22 protein-coding genes are annotated in these 20,429 nt (G+C 43.5%); 20 read left to right on the top strand and 2 right to left on the bottom strand.

The features are described 5' to 3' along the window. Window positions 1-6 precede the first annotated feature (6 nt). Genes MUF05_05590 through MUF05_05550 form a run of 9 tightly spaced genes read left to right on the top strand, consistent with a single transcriptional unit; the run spans window position 7 to window position 6,952 of the window. On the top strand, window positions 7-483 hold the full coding sequence (locus MUF05_05590) for an indolepyruvate oxidoreductase subunit beta (protein ID MCU0666546.1): 477 nt from the start codon (window positions 7-9) through the stop codon (window positions 481-483). Continuing rightward, window positions 470-1,771: a phenylacetate--CoA ligase gene (locus tag MUF05_05585; GenBank protein MCU0666545.1), complete on the top strand. Its 1,302-nt coding sequence runs from the start codon at window positions 470-472 to the stop codon at window positions 1,769-1,771. Before MUF05_05590 ends, MUF05_05585 begins: the two co-directional genes overlap by 14 nt. Before the next feature lie 52 nt (window positions 1,772-1,823). After that, a complete protein-coding gene (locus MUF05_05580) occupies window positions 1,824-2,255 on the top strand; it encodes an ACT domain-containing protein (protein ID MCU0666544.1) in 432 nt (143 codons plus the stop codon). 3 nt (window positions 2,256-2,258) lie between these two features. Continuing rightward, entirely contained in the window at window positions 2,259-3,575 is a 1,317-nt protein-coding gene (locus MUF05_05575) for a phenylacetate--CoA ligase (GenBank protein MCU0666543.1), read from the top strand. A gap of 12 nt (window positions 3,576-3,587) precedes the next feature. Beyond that, window positions 3,588-4,025, top strand: a complete 438-nt coding sequence (locus MUF05_05570) for a hypothetical protein (GenBank protein ID MCU0666542.1) — start codon at window positions 3,588-3,590, stop codon at window positions 4,023-4,025. Continuing rightward, window positions 4,022-4,807, top strand: coding sequence for an amidohydrolase family protein (locus MUF05_05565; GenBank protein ID MCU0666541.1), 786 nt, complete (start codon window positions 4,022-4,024; stop codon window positions 4,805-4,807). The genes MUF05_05570 and MUF05_05565 overlap by 4 nt, the downstream gene beginning before the upstream one ends. A gap of 50 nt (window positions 4,808-4,857) precedes the next feature. Continuing rightward, window positions 4,858-5,799 (top strand): outer membrane protein assembly factor BamD, encoded by a 942-nt coding sequence (bamD, locus tag MUF05_05560; protein ID MCU0666540.1) that lies wholly within the window; start codon window positions 4,858-4,860, stop codon window positions 5,797-5,799. Beyond that, window positions 5,796-6,332, top strand: coding sequence for an LPS assembly lipoprotein LptE (gene lptE / locus MUF05_05555; GenBank protein MCU0666539.1), 537 nt, complete (start codon window positions 5,796-5,798; stop codon window positions 6,330-6,332). The genes bamD and lptE overlap by 4 nt, the downstream gene beginning before the upstream one ends. Beyond that, the gene (locus MUF05_05550) at window positions 6,326-6,952 is read left to right on the top strand and encodes a hypothetical protein (GenBank protein MCU0666538.1); all 627 of its coding nucleotides are present in this window, start codon (window positions 6,326-6,328) and stop codon (window positions 6,950-6,952) included. The genes lptE and MUF05_05550 overlap by 7 nt, the downstream gene beginning before the upstream one ends. On the opposite strand, the gene rpsT is transcribed toward MUF05_05550, so the two are convergent. After that, a complete protein-coding gene (gene rpsT / locus MUF05_05545; GenBank protein ID MCU0666537.1) occupies window positions 6,944-7,198 on the bottom strand; it encodes a 30S ribosomal protein S20 in 255 nt (84 codons plus the stop codon). The two genes, MUF05_05550 and rpsT, sit on opposite strands and share 9 nt — an antisense overlap. Window positions 7,199-7,274: 76 nt before the next feature. Between rpsT and murJ the strand changes: the two genes are divergently transcribed. The 7 genes from murJ to lnt all read left to right on the top strand — a co-directional run bounded on the left by murJ (window position 7,275) and on the right by lnt (window position 16,999). After that, a complete protein-coding gene (murJ, locus tag MUF05_05540; GenBank protein ID MCU0666536.1) occupies window positions 7,275-8,828 on the top strand; it encodes a murein biosynthesis integral membrane protein MurJ in 1,554 nt (517 codons plus the stop codon). A gap of 3 nt (window positions 8,829-8,831) precedes the next feature. Further along, window positions 8,832-10,073: an excinuclease ABC subunit UvrC gene (locus MUF05_05535; GenBank protein MCU0666535.1), complete on the top strand. Its 1,242-nt coding sequence runs from the start codon at window positions 8,832-8,834 to the stop codon at window positions 10,071-10,073. Beyond that, a complete protein-coding gene (locus MUF05_05530; protein ID MCU0666534.1) occupies window positions 10,070-10,339 on the top strand; it encodes an MGMT family protein in 270 nt (89 codons plus the stop codon). Before MUF05_05535 ends, MUF05_05530 begins: the two co-directional genes overlap by 4 nt. A gap of 22 nt (window positions 10,340-10,361) precedes the next feature. Beyond that, window positions 10,362-11,435, top strand: coding sequence for a PilT/PilU family type 4a pilus ATPase (locus tag MUF05_05525; GenBank protein ID MCU0666533.1), 1,074 nt, complete (start codon window positions 10,362-10,364; stop codon window positions 11,433-11,435). A gap of 16 nt (window positions 11,436-11,451) precedes the next feature. Beyond that, window positions 11,452-12,556 (top strand): peptide chain release factor 2 gene (prfB, locus tag MUF05_05520; GenBank protein MCU0666532.1). Its coding sequence is split into 2 segments (ribosomal slippage): window positions 11,452-11,520 and window positions 11,522-12,556, totalling 1,104 coding nucleotides; the frame shifts between segments, so codons are not numbered across the junction. 118 nt (window positions 12,557-12,674) lie between these two features. Then, a complete protein-coding gene (secA, locus tag MUF05_05515; protein ID MCU0666531.1) occupies window positions 12,675-15,476 on the top strand; it encodes a preprotein translocase subunit SecA in 2,802 nt (933 codons plus the stop codon). 47 nt (window positions 15,477-15,523) lie between these two features. Further along, window positions 15,524-16,999 carry an apolipoprotein N-acyltransferase gene (lnt, locus tag MUF05_05510; GenBank protein ID MCU0666530.1) on the top strand — a complete coding sequence of 492 codons (1,476 nt, stop codon included), beginning with the start codon at window positions 15,524-15,526 and terminating at the stop codon, window positions 16,997-16,999. Here lnt and MUF05_05505 read toward each other — a convergent pair. Next, on the bottom strand, window positions 16,996-17,865 hold the full coding sequence (locus MUF05_05505) for a cation diffusion facilitator family transporter (protein ID MCU0666529.1): 870 nt from the start codon (window positions 17,863-17,865) through the stop codon (window positions 16,996-16,998). The genes lnt and MUF05_05505 overlap by 4 nt on opposite strands. A 247-nt stretch (window positions 17,866-18,112) precedes the next feature. Here MUF05_05505 and MUF05_05500 point away from each other — a divergent pair, with 247 nt between their 5' ends. The 4 genes from MUF05_05500 to MUF05_05485 all read left to right on the top strand — a co-directional run bounded on the left by MUF05_05500 (window position 18,113) and on the right by MUF05_05485 (window position 20,407). Next, complete coding sequence (locus MUF05_05500; protein MCU0666528.1) at window positions 18,113-18,595, top strand: adenosine-specific kinase; 483 nt, start codon at window positions 18,113-18,115, stop codon at window positions 18,593-18,595. 72 nt (window positions 18,596-18,667) lie between these two features. After that, window positions 18,668-19,585: a lysophospholipid acyltransferase family protein gene (locus MUF05_05495; GenBank protein MCU0666527.1), complete on the top strand. Its 918-nt coding sequence runs from the start codon at window positions 18,668-18,670 to the stop codon at window positions 19,583-19,585. 17 nt (window positions 19,586-19,602) lie between these two features. Beyond that, on the top strand, window positions 19,603-19,794 hold the full coding sequence (locus MUF05_05490; GenBank protein MCU0666526.1) for a hypothetical protein: 192 nt from the start codon (window positions 19,603-19,605) through the stop codon (window positions 19,792-19,794). Window positions 19,795-19,846: 52 nt separating this feature from the next. Beyond that, entirely contained in the window at window positions 19,847-20,407 is a 561-nt protein-coding gene (locus tag MUF05_05485; protein ID MCU0666525.1) for a biotin transporter BioY, read from the top strand. The last annotated feature ends 22 nt before the right edge of the window (window positions 20,408-20,429 follow it).

The raw sequence follows: 20,429 nt of genomic DNA, 5'->3' as shown, positions 1-20,429 counted from the left end.
TTCTAAATGAATATACTTTTTTGCGGCACAGGCGGGCAGGGGATTTTAAAGATGGCGGAAATTTGCGCGGTAGCCTGCATGTTTGACGGGTTTCATGTTAAGAAATCCGAGGTGCATGGCATGGCCCAGCGCGGAGGGTCAGTAGAATCGCATCTTCGCTTCGGCAAAGAGATTTTTTCTCCCCTTATCCCTTACGGCCAGGCGGATTTCTTGGTTTCTATGCATGCGGATGAAGAAGCGCGGCTTGCAGGGTTTCTTAAAAAAGAAGGAGTAAACCTTAGCCGCTATTTAGAAGAAGTAAATAAGCTTAAGGATAGAAAATACGCCAATACATTTTTACTGGGGGTTTTATCCGCGCATCTTAAGATAAAAGAGGAAAATTGGATTAAATCAATAGAGCAGGAATTTGCAGGTCGCGCTCCAGAAGAAAACAAAAAAATATTTAAAGAAGGCAGGAAGAGAGGGCAAGATGATTTGGAATGAGAATATGGAATGTATGTCTGCTGGAGAAATGCAAATTCTGCAGTCTGAACGCTTGCGCAAAAAAGTGCAGTATATCTGGGATAATAACAAACTCTACCGCAAGAAATTAGAAGCAGCTGGAGTGCGCCCTTCGGATATACAGGATTTGCGTGATTTGAAAAAGATTCCTTTTACCACCAAAGAAGACATGCGCGATAGTTACCCTTTCAATCTTTTTTCAAGCCCTCTTAAAGACATAGCCGAGATCCATGTCTCAAGCGGGACGACCGGCAATCCCACGGTAGTTGGTTACACCAAAGAAGATTTAGGGCTTTGGTCAGAAGTGATGGCGCGCGTCTTAGGCTGCGCTGGAGCTGTTCCGGGGGACATTATCCAGATTGCCTATGGCTATGGTTTGTTTACCGGAGGATTAGGTTTTCATTATGGGGCTCTTGAGATGGGGTTAACGGTAATCCCTGCTTCATCGGGGCAAACCAAAAGGCAGTTAAAGATCATGAATGATTTTAAGCCCAGGATTTTAGCCTGCACGCCCAGTTATTGTTTGTATATGTCAGAAGAAGCCCGGGAAATGGGATTAAACCCTAAAGAAAGCAGTTGGGAAGTGGGGGTCTTTGGGGCAGAGCCGTGGAGCGAGACCATGAGAGGCGAAATAGAAAAAACATGGAATATTCTTGCTACGGATGTTTACGGCTTATCTGAAGTCATCGGGCCGGGAGTGGCCCAGGAATGCCAGCATAAAAAGGGTTTACATATTTTTTCGGATGTTTTTTATCCCGAAATAATAAACCCCAAAACCGGCAAAGAGGTAAAAGAAGGTGAATTCGGGGAATTAGTTATTACTACGCTTATCAAAGAAGGGCTTCCTTTATTGCGTTATCGCACGCGGGATATTGTTTCTATAAAGTATGAAAAATGCCGTTGCGGGAGGACATCCCCGCGCATAAGCAAGATCAAAGGCCGCACAGATGATATGATCATTGTGCGCGGGATCAATGTCTTCCCGTCGCAGATTGAGCACGTTCTTCTGGGCATTGAAGGGACTAAACCGCATTATCAGCTTGTGGTAGATCGAAAAGTCGGCGACATGGATGAGCTGGAAGTTTTGGTGGAAGTGGAAGATAAATTCTTTTCTGATGAAATGAAGAGTTTGAGCGCGCTTTCCGACAAGATTAAGAAAGAAATTGAATCCGTGCTTGGTGTTTTTGTGAAAGTTAAGCTTGTTGAGCCTAAGGTCCTTGAGCGAAGCGAAGGAAAAGCCAAAAGAGTTATAGATAAAAGAATTCTTTAGCTGATAGCTGAAGGCTGACAGCTGAAAGCTGATAAAATGAAAGGGGAAAGAGATGACGATAACTCAAATTTCCATATTCTTAGAGAATCGCAAGGGCAGGCTCTATGAAGTCTGCGATATTTTAGGAAAGAATAAAATCAATATCCGCGCGCTTACTATTGCTGAGACGCAGGATTTTGGTATTTTAAGGATTGTAGTAGATAAGCCGCAGCAGGCGCTAAAAGCCCTTAAGAAACAGGGGTTTGTAGTGCATCTAAGCGATATTGTGGCTATTGAAGTAGATGACTCTCCCGGAGGATTGGCCGGGATATTAAAGGTTTTATCCCAGGACGGGATCAACCTTGAATATATGTACGGATTTGTGGAAAAATTCTCCAAAAACGCGCTTCTTGTTTTACGCTTTGACCAGCCGGACAAGGCAGTCGCCTTATTAAAGAAAAATAAGATCCGGGTTATCGGAAAAGAAGAAATTGTCAATCTTTAAACTATGCCTAAAGAAATATTTTATTGGGATAAGAATACCGAAACCTTAAGCGCGCAAGAATTAAAAAAGATGCAGCTGGCGCATCTTAAGCAGTCTGTGCATTACGCGATGCATACTGCTTTTTACAACCACCGCCTGAAAAAAGCCGGCATCCGTTCGGCATCCGACATAAAATCGCTTGATGACTTAAAACGCATCCCCTTTACCAGTAAAGATGATTTAAGGCAGTGTTACCCCAATGGCCTGCTGGCGGTAAATATGCAGGATGTGGTCAGGGTGCATACTTCAAGCGGGACTACCGGCACCCCCACGGTAATTTACCATACCCAAGAAGATATCAAGCACTGGGCGGAATTGGTGGCCCGCTGTATTATCGCAACCGGCGCCGACAAGAATGATATTTTCCAGAATATGATGACCTATGGGCTTTTTACCGGAGGCCTGGGGCTTCATTATGGGGCAGAGCGCGCGGGGTTAACAGTTATTCCATCTTCGGCAGGAAATACCAAGCGTCAACTTTCTTTGATGAAAGATTTTAAGGCCACCGTCGTGCATGCCACTCCGAGTTATCTTTTGCATATATATTCAAAGCTGGAAGAATGCGGATTCAGCAAGAAAGACCTTTGCCTGAAGAAGGCCTATGTCGGGGCAGAGCCGTATTCAGATAATACGCGCAAAAAGATAGAGGCTCTTTATGATATTGATGTCTATAATTCTTACGGCCTAAGCGAGCTAAACGGCCCGGGGGTAAGTTTTGAGTGTGTCTATAAAAACGGAATGCATTTGTGGGAAGATAGCTATATCCTGGAGGTAATTGACCCTAAGACAGGCAATATCCTGCCTGAAGAAAAAGAAGGAGAAATTGTTTTAACCCATCTTACCCGCCGCGCAACTCCGTTATTGCGCTATCGCACAAGAGATTTGGCTTTTGTCTATAAGGGTGCCTGTAAATGTAAGCGCACGCACCGCAGGATCTCGCGGATTACCGGAAGAACCGATGATATGCTTATCGTTAACGGCGTGAATATGTATCCTTCGCAGATTGAAGAAATAATCATGCGCATCCCGGAAGTGGGGAATAATTACCAGATCCATCTGGAAAAAGAAGGCACCCTGGATAAACTTATTGTTAAGGTAGAAATATACTCTAAGCTTTTTACCGGAGATGTTGCTCAATTGGACACGATCAAAGAGAAGATCAAGAATGAATTGCGGGCTTCTATTATTATAAGCCCAGTGATAGAGCTTCATGAGCCCGGGGTATTGCCGGAATTTGAAGGAAAAGCCAAACGCGTAGTGGATAACCGCGATAAATTATAAAAGGGGGCAATAATGGCTAAACAACTTAATATTTTCATTGAGAACCGTCCGGGAAGGTTAAAATCTGTTTCTAAAGTCCTTTCCGAGAAGAAAATCAATATTATCGGTTTTACCATTCAGGACAGGGGCGATTTCGGGATGATGAAATTATTTGTTGATTATCCTAAACAGGCGCAATTGGCGCTTACTGAAAGCGGCTTTGCCTCGGCAATGAAGGATGTCCTGGCAGTTTCTATAAAAGATAAAGCCGGGAATCTGTATAAATTAACCGATGTTCTGTCTGGGCACAAGATAAATATTGTGGATGCCCATGGTTTTGTTATGCAGCCGAAAGAAAAAGGAATTTGTATCTTAGAGATTCCGGAGAAAAATATTAAAGACGCTGAAAAAATCGTGCGCAAAGCAGGTTTTAGCGTTTTAACCGACGTTGAAGTCCAGGAATTAGTATGATCATTGATATGCATACCCATGCCTGGCCGGATAAGGTGGCAGAGCGTGCCCGAGAACACCTAGAGTCTCTTTTTCAGCATAAGATGGTGGGCATGCCCACCTTAAACACTCTTGATAAATTCATGCTTAAGAATCATATTGATACAAGTGTAATCTGCGCGGTAGCCACCAAGCCGCAACAGGTACCCTCTATTAACGACTGGCTTTTCGGGATTAAAAGCAGGCGTTACCGGGTGTTCTGTTCTATGCATCCGGATTATCCGCAATGGGAGAATGAGCTTAATCGTATAAGAGTTAATGGGGATGGGGTAAAGCTTCAGCCGGAATTTCAGGGCTTTTATGCCGATGATCAAAAGGCTTTTCCGATGTACCAAGTCATGGAAGAATTGGAGATACCGGTTCTTTTTCATTGCGGGGAAGAGCTTTCCGGGACAATGCTGGTGCGTTCCTCCGGGAAAAGAATAATTAATATCAAGAAAGCATTCCCTAAGCTTAAAATAATTGCCGCGCACTTTGGAGGGTTTAAGCTTTGGGAAGAAGCTGAAAAATATCTTGTGGGCGAAGATATATACCTGGACACCTCTTTTTTCTTTGGATTTCTGCCGGATCAAAAAGTAAGGGATCTTCTTTTCAGCCATCGTCCGGACAGGTTATTATTTGGCACGGATTTTCCTTTGGTGGACCAGGCGCAAGACCTGGAGTATTTGGCGAGATTGGGCCTGCCCCAGATTCTTCATGAGCGCATATTATATAAAAACGCTGAAAATCTTCTAGGTTCTTAACGGCTATTTGTGTTTGACAAAAGCCCCCCAGTGTGTTAGATTTACCTAATATGCAAGCAAAAACCCTTTTGTTCACAATTGTTTTGTTAACTTTTGCGCATAGCGCTTATCCTTACTGGATTTGGACACCCCAGACTAAGAAATGGGTTAATCCTAAAAGTTCAGTAAAGGACACCCCTAAAGATCAGTTTGCCGCGGCTTTGGCATTATATGAAATCAAGAATTATGATGAGGCGGACCGGGAATTCAAGAAGTTGATCAAGAATTACCCCAAGGCCGCGGAAGCCGCCGAAAGCCAGTATTATTTGGGCTTAATCCAGGAAGCCAAGAATAATCTCTATGAGGCATTTCTGGCCTACCAAAAGGTGATTGATAAATATCCTTTTTCCCAGCGGATCCAGGAAATTATTCAGCGCCAGTATAATATAGGAGAGATCTTTCTATCTGGTGAAAAACGTAAATTGGCCGGCCTGCCGATCCCGGTTGAGAATCCGGCGATAGAAATCTTTGCTAAGGTGGTGGAGAATTCCAATTACGGCCCGCTTGCTGCCAAGGCAGAGTATAAATTAGGTTTGGTGTTAAAAGAGTTGTTGCGTTATTTTGAGGCCGAAGAGGCTTTTAATAAGGTGATCTCCAGCTATCCCAATAGCGAATGGGCGCCATTGGCGCAGTATCAGATCGCCCAGTGCCGAGCCGCTGTATCCAGGGGGCCGCAGTATGATCAGGGCGCTGCCGGAGAGGCCAAAGAGAAATTTGAGGAATTTGTCAGGGATCACCCGGACGCGGTTTTATCCAAAGAAGCAGAAGCTAATATTGCAAAGATAAAGCTTAAGGAGGCAGAAAGTAATTATCAGATCGCCTCTTTTTACGAAAAGCAAAAAGCCTATCAGTCTGCCAGGATTTACTATCAGAATATCTTGGATACTTATTCCCAAACAGAATGGGCGAAGAAGGCAGAAGAGAGGCTTAAACAATTAGAGGCCAAAAAATGAAAATAAGAATATTTTCTTTATTTCTTGCCGTTCTTTTATCCGCCGGGTGCGGTTATACTACGCGTTCTTTGCTTTCCGGGCAGTACAAAACCATATATATAGCCCAGTTTGAGAATAAAATGGATTTTACGGATGCCGCTTTATCCGGGAACAAATATAAATTATATAAACCCGGGCTTGAAACAGATGTTGCCAAGGCCACCAGCAGCAGGTATATGTTAGACGGAAATCTCAAGCCAACCCAAGAGCAGTCTTCGGATCTGGTTTTGAGGGGCTCTTTAGTGGATTTCCGCCGCGACCCTTTAAGGTATACTGATAGTGACGATGTCTATGAGTACAGGTTAAATGTTGTGGTTGATTTGAAGCTTTATGACCGGCATAAGGATGAGGTATTGTGGGAAGAAAAAGGCTTTACCGGAGACTACACCTATTTTACCTCTGGCCCGGCAGCTAAATCAGAATCTGTTGCCATAAATGAAGCGGTAAATGACCTGGCCCGCCGCATAGTTGAGAGAACCGTTGAGCAATGGTAAGCAATGCTGCATCCATCTATCTTTTTTTGGGGGAAAGCTCCCAAGAAAAAGACGCCTCTATTGATCAAATCAAAGAAAAGACCATTCCAAAAAATGCCGCGCAGTTTAATCTTGAGCTTTGTTACGCGCGCGACCTTAATTTAAGCCAACTGCAGGAAAAATTCCTGCAGCTTCCTTTTGGAAGCGGCAAGAGGCTGATTATTATTAAAGGCATAGACGCGTTTAAGCCTAAACTAAAAGATTTTCTGCTTGATTACGCCAAAAAACCTGCCGGCTATCTGGTGCTTATTTTGGAATCATCCTATCAAGACAAGCGCGATGAGTTCATAAATAAATTGAAATCATATTCTAAGGTAGTTAATTTTTCTGTTGTTTATCCGAAGACCGCCTTTGACCTGGCCCGCCAGATTGAAACGGGGCGCAAGAAAGAGGCCCTGGCCATACTGAAAAGCCTTCTTCAGGAAGGCGAGAAACCCGAACGCATCATGGGAGGCTTAAGGCATGCCTGGGAGGCTGACAAACACAGAATTAAGCTTCTTCTGGAATGTGATATTGAAATTAAAACCGGAAAGTTAAAACCCCATTTCGCCCTTGAGAAGATGTTGGCAAAATTAGCTTAATTTTCTGCTTAAGCGGGATTTAGTGCGGTTGACCCGGTTGGGATGGATAATATTCTTTTTGGCAGCTTTATCAAGCTGGGAAAAAACATCCATAAGAAACTTCTTGGCTTCGTCATTTTTCTTAGCAGCCACCAGTTTCTGGAAATCCTTCAACACGGTTTTTAGTTTACGGGTAATGCGCAGGTTACGCAGGTATTTTTTCTTGTCTGCGCGGGTCCTTTTGACTGAACTTTTACGTCTTGGCATCTTTCAATTCTCCTTATGTTTAAAGCTTCTTATCGGAAGCTAAATATAGCATAATTTGCCTTAAATGTCAAAATAAATGAGAAGCCAGCATAACGCGATTATTAAGTCAACCTTGGTCATGGGGGTGGCTACTTTTTTATCCCGGCTGTTGGGTTTTTTACGGGATGTGGTTTTGGCCAGGCTTTTCGGGGTCTATTCCTTTGCCCAGGCGTTTGTGGTGGCATTTCGTATTCCTAATCTTTTCCGGGACTTGGTAGGCGAGGGCGCAGCTAATTCCGCGATTGTCCCGGTATTTAGCCAGTATAAACTTGACCATACCAAAGAAGAATTCTGGGAATTAGCCAACATAGTTTTAAATCTTCTATTGGTGATACTTGCCGCTATTGCGATAGCCGGCATAGTTTTGTCTCCGGTAATTGTCCGGCTTATCGCTCCCGGATTTGCCGCTTCTCCAGAGAAATTAGCCCTCACCATAAAACTTAACCAGATTATTTTCCCTTATATAATTTTAGTAAGCTTAGCGGCATATTCTATGGCGATTTTAAATTGCCTGGGGCATTTTAGCGTTCCGGCATTCGCGCCCTGCCTTCTAAATATCTCGATTATTGTTTTTGCTTTAGTCTTTGGGGAGGGGTCTTTAGGCCTGGCAGGAGGCGTTTTGGCAGGAGGGTTCTTACAGCTTGCTATACAGATACCGGTACTTTTGCGCAAAGGTTTTCGCTTGCGTCTTTTTAAAAACTTTAAGCATCCCGCGGCCATTGCGATCGGTAAGCTTATGATGCCGCGGATCTTAAGTTCTTCTATTTATCAGTTGAGTAATTTTGTGGATTCTATTTTTGGGTCTCTGGCATTTTTAGCCGGGGAAGGCGCGGTAGCGGCTTTGTATTTTGCCTATCGGCTTATACAATTCCCAATAGGAGTTTTCAGCAATTCTCTATCACAGGCGGTTTTGCCGAATCTGTCGGTTCAGGCTTGCAGCGAAGATAAAACTTGCCTTAAGCAAACCCTTCTTTTTTCTTTGCGCGCGGTATTCATGGTGATGCTTCCGGTGTCAGTATTTTTCATTATTTTCTCGGATACGATCATCACCAGTATTTTCTTAGGAGGCAAATTTGACTCCTATTCGGCTTCTATCACCTCGCGGGTATTTGCCTGCTATAGCTTAGGCATAACTTTCTACGCTGTGGTTAAAATACTTCAGTCGTGTTTCTTTGCTTTGAAAAATACGGTTATCCCCATGAAGGTATCGGCATTGTCTCTGGGGTTAAGCGTTATTTTTAATCTTATTCTGACTCCTCATCTTAAGGCCTCCGGGATTGCCTTGTCAAGCTCCATAGCGGGATTTATCTGCGCGATAGTGTTGTCTTTCGCCTTAGAGAAGCATATCGGCATCCATGCCTTAAAAGAAACTTTAAGCAGTTTATGGCGCGTGTCCATCGCCAGCGTTTGCATGGGCACGGTTTGTTTTTGGCTAAAGAAATTCTCTCCGGAAACGGCATTTTTCTGGCAGAAGGCATCTTATTTATTGTTAGTGACGCTTCTTTCCTTTTGTTCTTACGTTTTATTCTGTTTTATCTTGGGCTTGCGTGAAATGAAGCAGTTTTTCTGTTTGTTAACTTTAAAAAAATAAAACATGGATGAAGCGCTTAAAAAGAAAGTTATTTCCCTGCCTGATGCCCCCGGGGTATATATATTTAAGGATAAAGATAAAAAGATTATTTACATCGGCAAGGCCAAGTCTTTAAAGAAAAGGGTCTATTCTTATTTTAGCAAGCAGCTTTCTTCAAAGATACAGGCGCTTGTTTCCAGGGTAGAGGATTTGGATTATATAAGTGCCCCTACCGAATCTAAGGCTAATATCCTGGAGGCAAAGCTTATCCGCGATAAACAGCCGCGCTACAATACTGATCTAAAAGACGATAAATCCTTTCCTTTTATAAAAATAACCTCTGAAGATTTCCCGATAGTGTCCATTTGCCGCAGGCGCCAGATTAAGAAAAACGATAATTCCCTGTATTTTGGCCCTTTTACTGATGCGCAAAGTTTGCGTGTGACACTGAAATTAGTGCGCAGGCTTTTTGGTTTCCGCTCCTGCCGCAAGATGCCCAAGGCCCCTTGTTTGTATGCGCGCTTAAAGATGTGCCCGGCTGTTTGCGTTGGAGCAATGGACCGGGATGAGTATAAAAAGATTATCAAAGAAATCATCCTTTTCTTAGAGGGAAAGTTTGAAGAATTAATCCAAGAGCTTTCCTTGAAGATGCACAAAAAGTCCGTGAAGCGGGAATTTGAAGAGGCAGCTGGATTAAGGGATCAAATCCAGGCCCTTTCGGTGATGCGCCAGGCAAGTCCTTTTAGCAATGATGACGCCTTGGAGCAATTGCGCAAGGCGCTTAATTTAGAAAAAGTGCCTTTAAGAATTGAAGCCTTTGATATCTCTAATATTGCCGGGCAGCAGGCCTGCGCTTCAATGGTCAGTTTTTATAACGGCCATCCAGACAAAAATAATTACCGCAGGTTTCGCATCAAGACTGTTTCCGGGGTTAATGATTACGGGATGATGGCGGAAGTAGTGCGAAGGAGGTATTCTTATCTTGTTTCAAACAATCTTGCCTTGCCGGATTTAGTGCTTATTGATGGAGGCAAAGGGCATTTAGAGACAGCCTTGAGGGAAATAAGAAAGTTAGGGCTTTCTATTGCTTTATGCAGTATCGCTAAAAAAAGAGAAAATTTATATATTGTCAATCGCGCTTTTCCAGTGCGCTTTAAAGAAGGCTCAAAAGCGTTAAATCTTATCCGGCATATCCGTGATCAGGCGCATCGATTCGCTATTACTTATCATAGGCTTTTAAGAAAGAAAAATTTGCATAATAAATGACGGATTTTCAGATTAAAGTTTATAAGGCGGTCTTAGGCATTCCATTTGGGCAGGTGCGCACTTATAAATGGGTAGCGCGTAAGATCGGTTTGCCCTTATCAAGCCGCGCAGTGGGGCAGGCATTAAAGAGAAATCCTTATCTTATTATTATCCCCTGCCACAGGGTTATAGCTTCTTCTGGAAAACTGGGGGGATATTCGCAGGGCGCAAATAAGAAAAGGCTTTTGATAGATTTAGAAAGACAAATCCTTAAGCAGATGGTATAATAACTTTTCGGAGGTTAAGAAAATGATGATAAGAGATTTACTTAAAGAAATGGTCAACCGCGATGCTTCGGATTTGTTCTTCAGGGTCGGCGGCCTGCCGCATATCCGCATAGATGGCGTAGTTATCAGCGTAGACAACTCTATTGTGACTATTGAGCAGATGCACAAGGCCATAGAGGAGATTACCACCGCCGGCCAAAGGGATACCTTTCGCAATAATATGGATGTGGACTTCGCGTTTTATCTGGCGGAAATGGACAGGCGTTTCAGGGTCAGCATATTTTGTCAGCGCAATTCTCCTTCAATAGTAGTCAGGAATGTGCGCAACCACATAAATAGTTTCGAAGAGTTAAATCTGCCTTCGAAGGTGCTGGAAAACCTCGCCATGGAGAAAAGGGGCCTGGTGCTTCTAACCGGAACTATGGGAAGCGGCAAGTCCACTACTATCGCCAGTATGATAGAGTATATCAACCAGAACTCAAGCCGGCATATTCTAACCATTGAAGAGCCCATAGAATTTACCTTTTCTGATAAGAAATCCATAGTTAATCAGAGGGAGCTGGGGCTGGATGTATCTTCATATGAAACTGCTTTAAGGGCCTTTACATTGCAGAGCCCGGATGTGATCTATATCGCTAACATCCGCGACCGCGAAACTATGTCCGCTGCTTTGACCGCGGCTGAAACAGGGGTGTTAGTCTTAAGCACGCTTCATACGGTTAATGCCCCGCAAAGCGTGGAAAGAATAGTGAATTTCTTTCCGCCGCATCAGCATCAACAGATCCGTATCCAGCTTTCAAGCCTTCTGAAAGGGATTATTTCTTTGCGCCTTATGCCGTTTAAAGACCAGGCAGGCCGCATCCCGGCGTATGAGACTATGCTTCTTACCCCCACGATAAGCCGGCTTATCCGCGAAGCCAAGGATGATGAGATAACCCGTTTTATTGAAGAGGGGCAGATTTATAATATGTGTTCTTTTAACCAATGCCTGGTGAAATTAGTTACTCAAGGCAAGGTAAGCGAAGAGGAAGCTATGCGGTTTTCCGACAATAAAGAGGAATTTTCGCTTTCTTTAAGAGGGATCAAGAAAAGATAGTAAGAGGAGAAAAGTTATGTTTGAAGAAATAAAAGATCAGCTTTCAGCCATTCAAGCCCGCCTCCAGCAACTACGAGGTTATCTTTGATGTAGATAAGAATAAAGAGAAGATCAGACAGCTTAACGCGCAGATGTCCCAGGAAGGATTTTGGGATAATCAGGATAATTCCACAAAGGTTGTTAAGCAAATCAAAGTTTTAAAGAACATTGTCCAGCCTTGGGACGAGTTGTATTTCCGGGCAACAGAGACAAAAGAGCTTCTTGAGCTGTCCGAAGGCGAGGAGCAAAGTTTTATCCGCCAGATAGAGGCGACCCTTGATTCTATTATTGAAGAAACCAACCGCTTGGAGTTTCACACTCTTTTATCTGGTGAATTTGATAAAAATAACTGCATCTTAAGTATTAATTCCGGAGCCGGCGGCACAGAATCCTGCGATTGGGTAGAGATGCTTTTCAGGATGTACAGCCGTTTCGCGCAAAGCAAAGAATTTACTTTCAAGGTTTTGGATATTTTGCTTGGAGAAGAGGCAGGGATAAAGAATGTTACTGTTCTTGTCGAAGGCCCTTATGCCTACGGATATTTAAAGGCAGAACGCGGGGTGCATAGGCTGGTGCGTATTTCGCCTTTTGACGCTAATAAAAGAAGGCATACTTCTTTTGCTTCAGTGGATGCTATCCCTGAAGTGGAAGAAGTGGATTTCAAAATTGAAGAAAAAGATTTACGCATTGATGTTTTTCGTTCATCAGGCGCCGGAGGGCAAAGCGTCAATACTACGGATTCCGCGGTCAGGATTACCCATATCCCTACCGGCTTAGCCGCGCAATGCCAGAATGAGCGTTCGCAGCATCAAAATAAGCAGGTGGCTTTAAACATATTAAAAGCGCGCATTTATCAGCAAAAGCAGCAGGAGCAGGAGGCTGCTTTAACAAAAACCTGTGGAACGCCTAAGAAAAAGATTGAATGGGGCAGCCAAATCCGCTCTTATGTGCTGCATCCTTATAACATGGTTAAGGACCACAGAAGTGATTATGAGACAGCGGATACCGCGGCAGTTTTAGATGGTAAAATCTGGGGTTTTATTGAAGCCTTCTTAAAATTACAGGCGCAAGGAGCAAATTAAAATGTTCGGATGGATTAAACAGCAGGTGTTAAAAAGCAAGCAGGGCGGCATTGTAAAGAATTTTCCCGGAGTCAATATTGTTTTGCATCCGGATATGCCATCTCCATCAATGAGCAAAATGGCGGATTTGGCGGGGATAGTCTATAAAGTAAATTCCTTTGAAGAAACAATTTCTGGTTTAAGCGATGCGCAGTTAAAAGAGAAAACAGATTATTTCAGGCAACACATTTCCGATAAGGCCAGGGAATGCGCCTCTCAGATAGAACAGTTAGAGGCAGAGCTTTTTGAAGTAGCTATACCCGAGGAGAAGGACCGCATCAAAGAGAAAATAAAATCCACCCGCAATAAAATCTTTGAAGATATCTTGGCAGAAAGTTTTGCCGTAGTAAGAGAAGCCTCTAAGCGCGCCATCGGTTTGAGGCATTTTGATGTGCAGATAGCCGGCGGGGTTATTTTGCACGAGGGGAAAATCTCTGAAATGTCCACCGGAGAAGGGAAGACCCTTGTAGCAACATTGGCAGCTTATTTAAACGCGCTTTTAGGCAAGGGCGTGCATATTGTTACGGTCAATGATTATTTAGCCAGACGCGACCGGGAATGGATGGGGCCGGTGTTTGAATTCTTAGGTTTAACCGTGGGGGTTATTCAGCATGAAATGGATGACCAGGAAAGACAGGCCGCTTATAATTGCGATATTACCTATGGCACCAACAACGAGTTTGGTTTTGATTATCTGCGCGATAATATGAAATACAACCTTGAAGATCTTGTGCAGAGAGGTTTTTATTTTGCGATTGTGGATGAAGTGGATTCAATCTTGATTGATGAAGCGCGCACCCCGCTAATTATTTCCGGCCCGGCTGAAGAGGCAACCGATAAATATTATACTGCCCGGCATATCGCTGATTCTTTAAAGGGCAGAAGAGTGCTTGAGAAAGATGAGATTAATGCCAAGCACAAAGGGATTGATTTAACCAAAGGGTATGAATATCTCGCCGACGAGAAAGCAAGGACGATATCTTTGACTGAAGACGGAGAATCCCGCGCGGCAAAACTTTGGGGGGTAGAAAGCCTGCATAATATTGATACTATGGAATTCAGGCACCATACTATTCAGGCCTTGCGCGCTAAAGAATTCTTCCAGCGCGACGTGGATTATGTGGTTAAGGACGGCGAAGTTATCATTGTGGATGAGTTTACCGGAAGAATGATGCCCGGAAGGCGCTGGTCCGATGGCCTGCACCAGGCGGTAGAGGCAAAAGAAGGCATTAAGATTGAGCGGGAAAACCAAACTTTAGCTACAGTGACTTTTCAGAATTACTTCCGTATGTATGAGAAGCTTTCCGGCATGACCGGCACAGCTTCTACCGAGGCCAATGAATTCAAGGATATATACCGGCTGGACGTGGTCAATGTTCCTACCAACCGGCCCTTGATCCGTCATAATTATCCGGATTGTATTTACCGCACGGAAAAAGAGAAATTTAAAGCAGTGGTAGATGAAATCTGTGAATTGCATGAAAAAGGCAGGCCCGTATTAGTGGGGACAGTATCCATTGATAAATCCGAAAAGCTTTCAGAGATGTTAAAGATGCGCGGGATAGAACATGAAGTTTTAAATGCTAAACATCATGAAAGAGAAGCGCAAATTGTGGCGCAGGCAGGCCATTATAAAGCCGTGACCATTGCCACAAATATGGCTGGCCGCGGCACAGATATACTTTTAGGGGGCAATCCGGATTTCCTAGCTAAAAGTTTTATTCAGCATAAGTTAGATCAAGAGGCCCCGGATTATAATGACCAGGTTAAGAAGGCCCTGCAGGATTTCAAGCAGTCCTGCCTTAAAGAGCATGAGCAGGTGGTTGCTTTAGACGGTTTACATGTTTTAGCTACTGAACGCCATGAGGCAAGGCGTATTGATAATCAGCTGCGCGGCCGCTGCGCCAGGCAGGGTGACCCGGGGTCATCGCGTTTTTATATTTCCCTTGAAGATAATCTGATGCGCTTGTTCGGTTCAGATAAGATTAGCGGCATGATGGCTGCTTTAGGTTTGGAAGAGGGCCAGGTTATTGAGCATCCTTGGGTAACTAGATCCATTGAGGTGGCGCAAAAGCGCGTGGAGCAGCATAATTTTGAAATTCGCAAGCAATTATTGGATTATGACAATGTGATGAATAAGCAGCGTGAGGTTATTTATGCCCAAAGAAGAGATGTTTTAGAGGGGCTTTCGCTTAAAGATAGCATTCTTGATGTCGCCGGTAAAATAATTGAAGAAAAGGTAAATGCCTATGTAGCCTCGGAGAATGACCCGGAAGCGCGTGATTTTCAGGTGGTATTTGATGAGATGCGGCTTAAATTGGGCATAGAAATTGAAAAGAAAGACTTTGAGAAATCTGCCAAAGACGCCGCTGTCTATTTACTGGAGAAGGCCCAAGAGTATTACAATAATAAAGAGCAGGCTATCGGCGAAAAGATGCTTAGGCATTTAGAGCGCATGGTCTTCTTGCAGATTATTGATACCAAATGGAAAGAGCACCTTTACGCCATGGATAGTTTAAGAGAGGGGATTGGGCTTCGCGCCTATGGCCAGCGCGACCCCTTGATTGAATATAAGCGCGAGGCCTTTGAGATGTTTGCGGAAATGATTGCCACCATTGAAGAAGAGGCGGCAGAGATTATTTTTAAACTCCAGCCCCAGAGCCAGCAGGAAAAATTCAAACAGGTTTTCTCAGCGCGTTCACAGCGCATGTTGCATCCTGATGCCGAAGGGTTTCCAGAGCAAGGCCAGGCGCCCGGAGATACAGGTAGTAATATAAATGCCCCGGTTGCGCAGCAACAGGCAACTTCGGAAAAAGTCGGCAGAAACCAACCTTGTCCTTGCGGCTCGGGGAAGAAATATAAGAAGTGCTGTGGAAAATAGCTGATAGCTGAAGGCTGACAGCTGATAGCTGAAAACGAGGTAATGATTTGTTCCCTTTTATTTTAGCTTCCTTTTCAGGGATTTTACTTTTTCTTTCCTTTCCGGATTTTAATCTTTCCTATTTAGCATTCGTTGCCTTTGTGCCGCTTTTCTTTGCTTTAAGAAAACAGCCGCTTATAAAATCATTTTTTATCGCCTATCTATCGGGAATGATATTTTGGTGGGGGGCGATCTATTGGCTGGTGCATGTAACTTTCTTAGGGACAGTGGTTTTAATTGCCTATCTTTGTTGTTATTTCGGGGTTTTCGGGGTTTTAACCGCGGTTTTCCTGAACAAAAAAAGCCCGATGCGTATTTTATGGATTCTCCCGGGGGCCTGGTCTGTTTTAGAATACACAAGGGCGCATCTTTTTACCGGGTTTGGCTGGGCAAGTTTAGGCTATTCTCAATATTTAAATCTTCCCTTTATTCAGGTAGCTGATTTGGCAGGCGTTTACGGGGTTTCTTTTGTTATTGTTCTGGTCAATGCCGGGGTGTTTATTCTATTGCAAAAAGAAATATCTTTAAATTTGCGCCTGAAGCAGGCGTTAGTAGCAGTTGTAGTTTTATTGGCAGTACTCTTTTATGGGTTTATAAGATTAAACAAGGTAAATAGTTTAAGCCAGAAACTTGATTTAAACTTAGGGGTTGTCCAGTCCAATATAGACCAAGAATTAAAGTGGTCCGAGGATAATCGCGATTTTATTATGGCCAGATTCATGGAAACAACCGCGCGTTTATCAGGAACGGATAATCCGGATTTGATTATCTGGCCGGAGGCGGCCTTGCCGGTAGTATTGGAAGAACAGCCGCGATATTTTAAGCTTGTTCAGGATTTTAACCGTGGGCTAAGATCGCAGCTTCTTTTAGGCGCAGTCAGGACAGAAAATCAAAAATATTATAATAGCGCGCTTCTTTTATCCGCTAAAAGCGATATTTTAGCTGTATACAACAAGCTGCACCTTGTGCCCTTTGGAGAATATATTCCCTTTCGCGGCGTATTTCCTTTCTTAGAATCCATTGCTCCGATAGGCGATATTAGCCCGGGGAAAGATTACACATTGTTTCCTGTTGCCGCCAAGAAGGCAAGTTTTTCTGTTAAATGCGCAGTGTTGATCTGTTTTGAGGATCTATTCCCGGAGCTGGCGCGTTCTTTTGTAAAGCAAGGCGCGGGGCTTTTGGTGAATATCACCAATGACGCCTGGTATAAGAAAACTTCTGCGCCCCGGCAGCATTTGCAGGCTTCAGTTTTCAGGGCGCTGGAGAACAGGGTATTCCTGGCGCGTTCTGCCAATACCGGGATTTCAGGTTTTATCGCGCCTTCAGGAAAGATATTGTCTTTGGTAGAAAAAGGCGGGGAAAATACTTTTATAGGTGGTTTTAGTAGCTGTCAATTTCAGGATTGCGCCTTGAGAAATACTTTTTACACCCGCTATGGGGATGTGTTTGTGACTTTGGCGGGGGTAATTTTATTTGTTCTTTAAGAAGTCGGCTCAATGTGCACAATTACATCCGTTACTCCGGGCAGGGTTTTTTTTAGCGTTTCTTCAATAGTGTCACTGACCGTGTGCGCTTTATCCACATGCATGCTGGGGGTAACCTGCACATGTAAATCTACATGCACATCGTCAGTCCTTCCGCGGGTGCGTATTTTATGGCAGGTGCGCACTCCCGGCACAGAAAGAACAATTTTCTCAATGTATTTATCATCTAATACTGTTGAGTCGCATAAAACACGCGAACTTTCTTTTAAGATGCCAATTCCGCTGTAAGCGATAAGAAACGCGATAGCCAAAGTGACAATCGCGTCAGCCAGGAAGAATCCCCGCTGGATAAGTATTAAAGTGATAATAACCGAGAAGGAAACAAAGATGTCCGCTTTTGTGTGCAGGGCGTCAGAAGTCAGGATATCGCTTGAGAGTTTTTTGCCGCGGTTGCGCTCGTATAACATTACCAGAATATTGATTATCATGGTTGAAATCATGACAATGAAACTCGCGAAGTTTATTTCTGGGGTTACTGGTTTGCCTAAGCGGGCGATGCCTTCTTTGAATAATTCTATGGCTACCAAGAACAGTAATACCGCGATGCCTAAAGTAAAGAAGGTTTCAAATTTCTTGTGCCCATAAGGATGGTCGCTGTCTTTAGGCTGGCTGGCAAAATGGATGCCGGCAAGCCCTATAATATTGGATGCCCCGTCAGCAAGGGAATGGAATCCGTCGGCAGTCATACTGGCGCAGCGGGTAAATAGGCCAAAGGCAATTTTAAAGCCCGCTACCAGCCAGTTTAAGATAAGCACAATAATTAAAACCTTGCGGATTGTTTTATACTTATTATCGTTTGTTTCCATAAAATTATTATACAATATTTTATGGGTAGTAACAACTTTTTAATAACCAATAATCAAGTTTACAATAACCAAATAATAACCAAATACCAATTACCAATACCCGAATCTGTTTGGTTAATTGGTTATTGATTATTGGGTATTATTTGGTGTTTGCCTGCCTGCCGGTAGGCAGGTAATTTGGTGTTTGGTGATTGATTTGCTGTCATTCTTATGTTAATATGTAGCCTAAAATAGGGGGGCGAATAAGATGGAAATTGTTACCGTAAAGATAAAGAAATCCGATGATTTGAATGTAATTATCGGCCAGAGCCATTTCATTAAGACAGCCGAAGACATCTATGAGGCAATTGTTAATAGTGTCCCGTTAGTAAAGTTTGCTGTAGGTTTTTCTGAAGCCTCGGGAGTTTGTAAGATCCGCCTTGAGGGCAATGACAGAGAGCTTCTGAAGCTTGCAGAAGATAATCTTTTAGCTGTTTCCTGCGGGCATGTTTTTATTGTTTTCTTAAAAGCCGCGTATCCGGTTAATGTCTTAAACGCGATTAAAATGGTTCCGGAAGTCTGTAATATCTATTGCGCCAGCGCTAACCCGATAGAGGTTATTCTCGCCCAAACAGATTCCGGCAGAGGTATTTTAGGAGTTATTGACGGATTGCCGCCTAAAGGCGTGGAAACAAAAGAGGAAAAACAATCACGAAAAGACCTCTTAAGAAAAATAGGATATAAGTTATAGTTTACAGTTAACAGTTTACGGCGCCATGCGCTGAAAGCTGATAGCTGATAGCTGAAAGCTGATAGCTGACAAATGGATTTTAAAAAGAAGAAAAAAGAATTTTCGCGATTCCTGGCCTTTATTGGGCTTGTTAGTTGCGCTAAGATTATAAACATAACGCCCTGGAGATTTTTGTATCCTTTTGCTAAGGGCATTGCCGCTTTTGGCTATGCGGTTATTGCCAGACAAAGAAAGATCGCCCTGGAAAGTTTGCGCATGGCCTTTCCAGATAAAACACAAGCAGAAATAGAGAAAATTGCCCGGGATAGTTTTACCTTTATGTCTAAAGCATCGTTAGAGCTTATGTTCATGATGGATAAACCTTGGCTTTTAAAAGAAAGAATAACCATTGCCAACAAGGAAAAATTGGATCAGGCTTTAGCAAAAAAAAGAGGCGTGATTTTGGTTAGCGGCCACTTTGGCAACTTCCCGATTATGCTGGGGAAATTAAGCTTGGAAGGATATGCCATAGGCGGGATCATGCGCCCGATGCACGACGCGCGGGTAGAGAAAATATTCTTAGAGAAGCGCGAGAAATATAAGGTAAAAACTATTTACAGTTATCCCAAGAATGTCTGCGTGGACAATACCATAAAAGCCTTGCGCAATAACGAGATAATATTCTTGCCTATTGACCAGAATTTCGGCACATCCGGGGTATTTGTGGATTTTTTTGGCCGCAAGGCAGCTACTGCCACAGGCCCGGTTATCTTTGCCCAACGCACCAGGGCAGTTCTTTTGCCTTGCTTTATTCTGAGGCAAGCTGATGATACGCATAAAATTATCTTTGATGAAGAAGTCCCTTTGATAGAAGGCAAAAATTCTCAGGACACAATTATATTAAATGTGCAGCGTTTAACTGATATAATTGAGCGCTATATCCGTATGTACCCGCAGGAATGGGGATGGATCCATCGCAGATGGAAGAGCCAACCCCCAGTTGGCAAATAGCAAATAGCAAATGGCAAATGGCTAGAAAAGAGAGGTGCAAAGTGAAATTGTCCGTATTTTTAAAGCTTATTTTGGGCCTAGTTTTGGTGACAGCGGGGGTTTGGGCGATGATGCACTGGTTTTACGCTATCAAGGTAATCGCTAAAGGCTGTATCGGCGTGGTTTTATTGCTTTGCGGTTTAGTAATTTTGGGTTTAGCCAGGGAATAATTTTATTTACTTTTCGCGCGCAGGATTTATAATAATAAGAAGGAGATTATTTATGGAATTAATTTATAAGAACGCGGCTTCTTCCAGAAGGGCGTTTTTGGCTGTGGCTGGCGTAAGCCTGCTTGTTATTCTAAATATCGTCGGAGCGCTGGTGCGCATCCCTTTGCCATTTACGCCAGTGCCTTTTACTTTGCAGGTATTTTTTGTGCTTTTGGGCGCTAGTTTCTTAGGCGCGCGCAAAGCAGGCCTGGCCCAGATTTTGTATGTAGTAATAGGGTCTTTGGGCCTTCCGGTTTTTTCTGGAGCAGGAAGCGGTTTTCTTTATTTAGCCGGGCCAACTGCTGGTTATCTATATGGATTTTTCCTGGCAGCTTTATTTTGCGGCTTCTGCATAAAATTTACCCACAACAAGTTCCATAGAGTTGTTTTACTTTTCCTTATCTCAGAGGCGATCCTGCTTATCTCAGGAGCGCTCTGGTTAGTTAATTCTTTAAAAGTATCCTTTACCCAAGGCGTTTTATTGGGAATAATTCCTTTTATCCCGGGGGATTTCTTGAAGATCTTGTCTGCCGCCGCAATTTACAGTTGTTTCGGCAGGAAAAACAGTAAGTAAAAAGAGGGGCAGCCTAAGACTT

Source organism: Candidatus Omnitrophota bacterium (assembly GCA_025453395.1).
Lineage (GTDB): Bacteria > Omnitrophota > Gorgyraeia > Gygaellales > Profunditerraquicolaceae > JAlOQK01.
The sequence above is the reverse complement of the archived record's forward strand: the minus strand, read 5'-3'. Positions and strand labels throughout refer to the sequence as shown.

What these genes read in the sequence shown, in the direction of transcription:
- MUF05_05590 (MCU0666546.1), top strand. Translation starts at nt 7, where the DNA reads ATGAATATACTTTTTTGCGGCACAGGCGGGCAGGGGATTTTAAAGATG.
- MUF05_05585 (MCU0666545.1), top strand. Translation starts at nt 470, where the DNA reads ATGATTTGGAATGAGAATATGGAATGTATGTCTGCTGGAGAAATGCAA.
- MUF05_05580 (MCU0666544.1), top strand. Translation starts at nt 1,824, where the DNA reads ATGACGATAACTCAAATTTCCATATTCTTAGAGAATCGCAAGGGCAGG.
- MUF05_05575 (MCU0666543.1), top strand. Translation starts at nt 2,259, where the DNA reads ATGCCTAAAGAAATATTTTATTGGGATAAGAATACCGAAACCTTAAGC.
- MUF05_05570 (MCU0666542.1), top strand. Translation starts at nt 3,588, where the DNA reads ATGGCTAAACAACTTAATATTTTCATTGAGAACCGTCCGGGAAGGTTA.
- MUF05_05565 (MCU0666541.1), top strand. Translation starts at nt 4,022, where the DNA reads ATGATCATTGATATGCATACCCATGCCTGGCCGGATAAGGTGGCAGAG.
- bamD (MCU0666540.1), top strand. Translation starts at nt 4,858, where the DNA reads ATGCAAGCAAAAACCCTTTTGTTCACAATTGTTTTGTTAACTTTTGCG.
- lptE (MCU0666539.1), top strand. Translation starts at nt 5,796, where the DNA reads ATGAAAATAAGAATATTTTCTTTATTTCTTGCCGTTCTTTTATCCGCC.
- MUF05_05550 (MCU0666538.1), top strand. Translation starts at nt 6,326, where the DNA reads ATGGTAAGCAATGCTGCATCCATCTATCTTTTTTTGGGGGAAAGCTCC.
- rpsT (MCU0666537.1), bottom strand. Translation starts at nt 7,198, where the DNA reads ATGCCAAGACGTAAAAGTTCAGTCAAAAGGACCCGCGCAGACAAGAAA.
- murJ (MCU0666536.1), top strand. Translation starts at nt 7,275, where the DNA reads ATGAGAAGCCAGCATAACGCGATTATTAAGTCAACCTTGGTCATGGGG.
- MUF05_05535 (MCU0666535.1), top strand. Translation starts at nt 8,832, where the DNA reads ATGGATGAAGCGCTTAAAAAGAAAGTTATTTCCCTGCCTGATGCCCCC.
- MUF05_05530 (MCU0666534.1), top strand. Translation starts at nt 10,070, where the DNA reads ATGACGGATTTTCAGATTAAAGTTTATAAGGCGGTCTTAGGCATTCCA.
- MUF05_05525 (MCU0666533.1), top strand. Translation starts at nt 10,362, where the DNA reads ATGATGATAAGAGATTTACTTAAAGAAATGGTCAACCGCGATGCTTCG.
- secA (MCU0666531.1), top strand. Translation starts at nt 12,675, where the DNA reads ATGGCGGATTTGGCGGGGATAGTCTATAAAGTAAATTCCTTTGAAGAA.
- MUF05_05505 (MCU0666529.1), bottom strand. Translation starts at nt 17,865, where the DNA reads ATGGAAACAAACGATAATAAGTATAAAACAATCCGCAAGGTTTTAATT.
- MUF05_05500 (MCU0666528.1), top strand. Translation starts at nt 18,113, where the DNA reads ATGGAAATTGTTACCGTAAAGATAAAGAAATCCGATGATTTGAATGTA.
- MUF05_05495 (MCU0666527.1), top strand. Translation starts at nt 18,668, where the DNA reads ATGGATTTTAAAAAGAAGAAAAAAGAATTTTCGCGATTCCTGGCCTTT.
- MUF05_05490 (MCU0666526.1), top strand. Translation starts at nt 19,603, where the DNA reads ATGGCTAGAAAAGAGAGGTGCAAAGTGAAATTGTCCGTATTTTTAAAG.
- MUF05_05485 (MCU0666525.1), top strand. Translation starts at nt 19,847, where the DNA reads ATGGAATTAATTTATAAGAACGCGGCTTCTTCCAGAAGGGCGTTTTTG.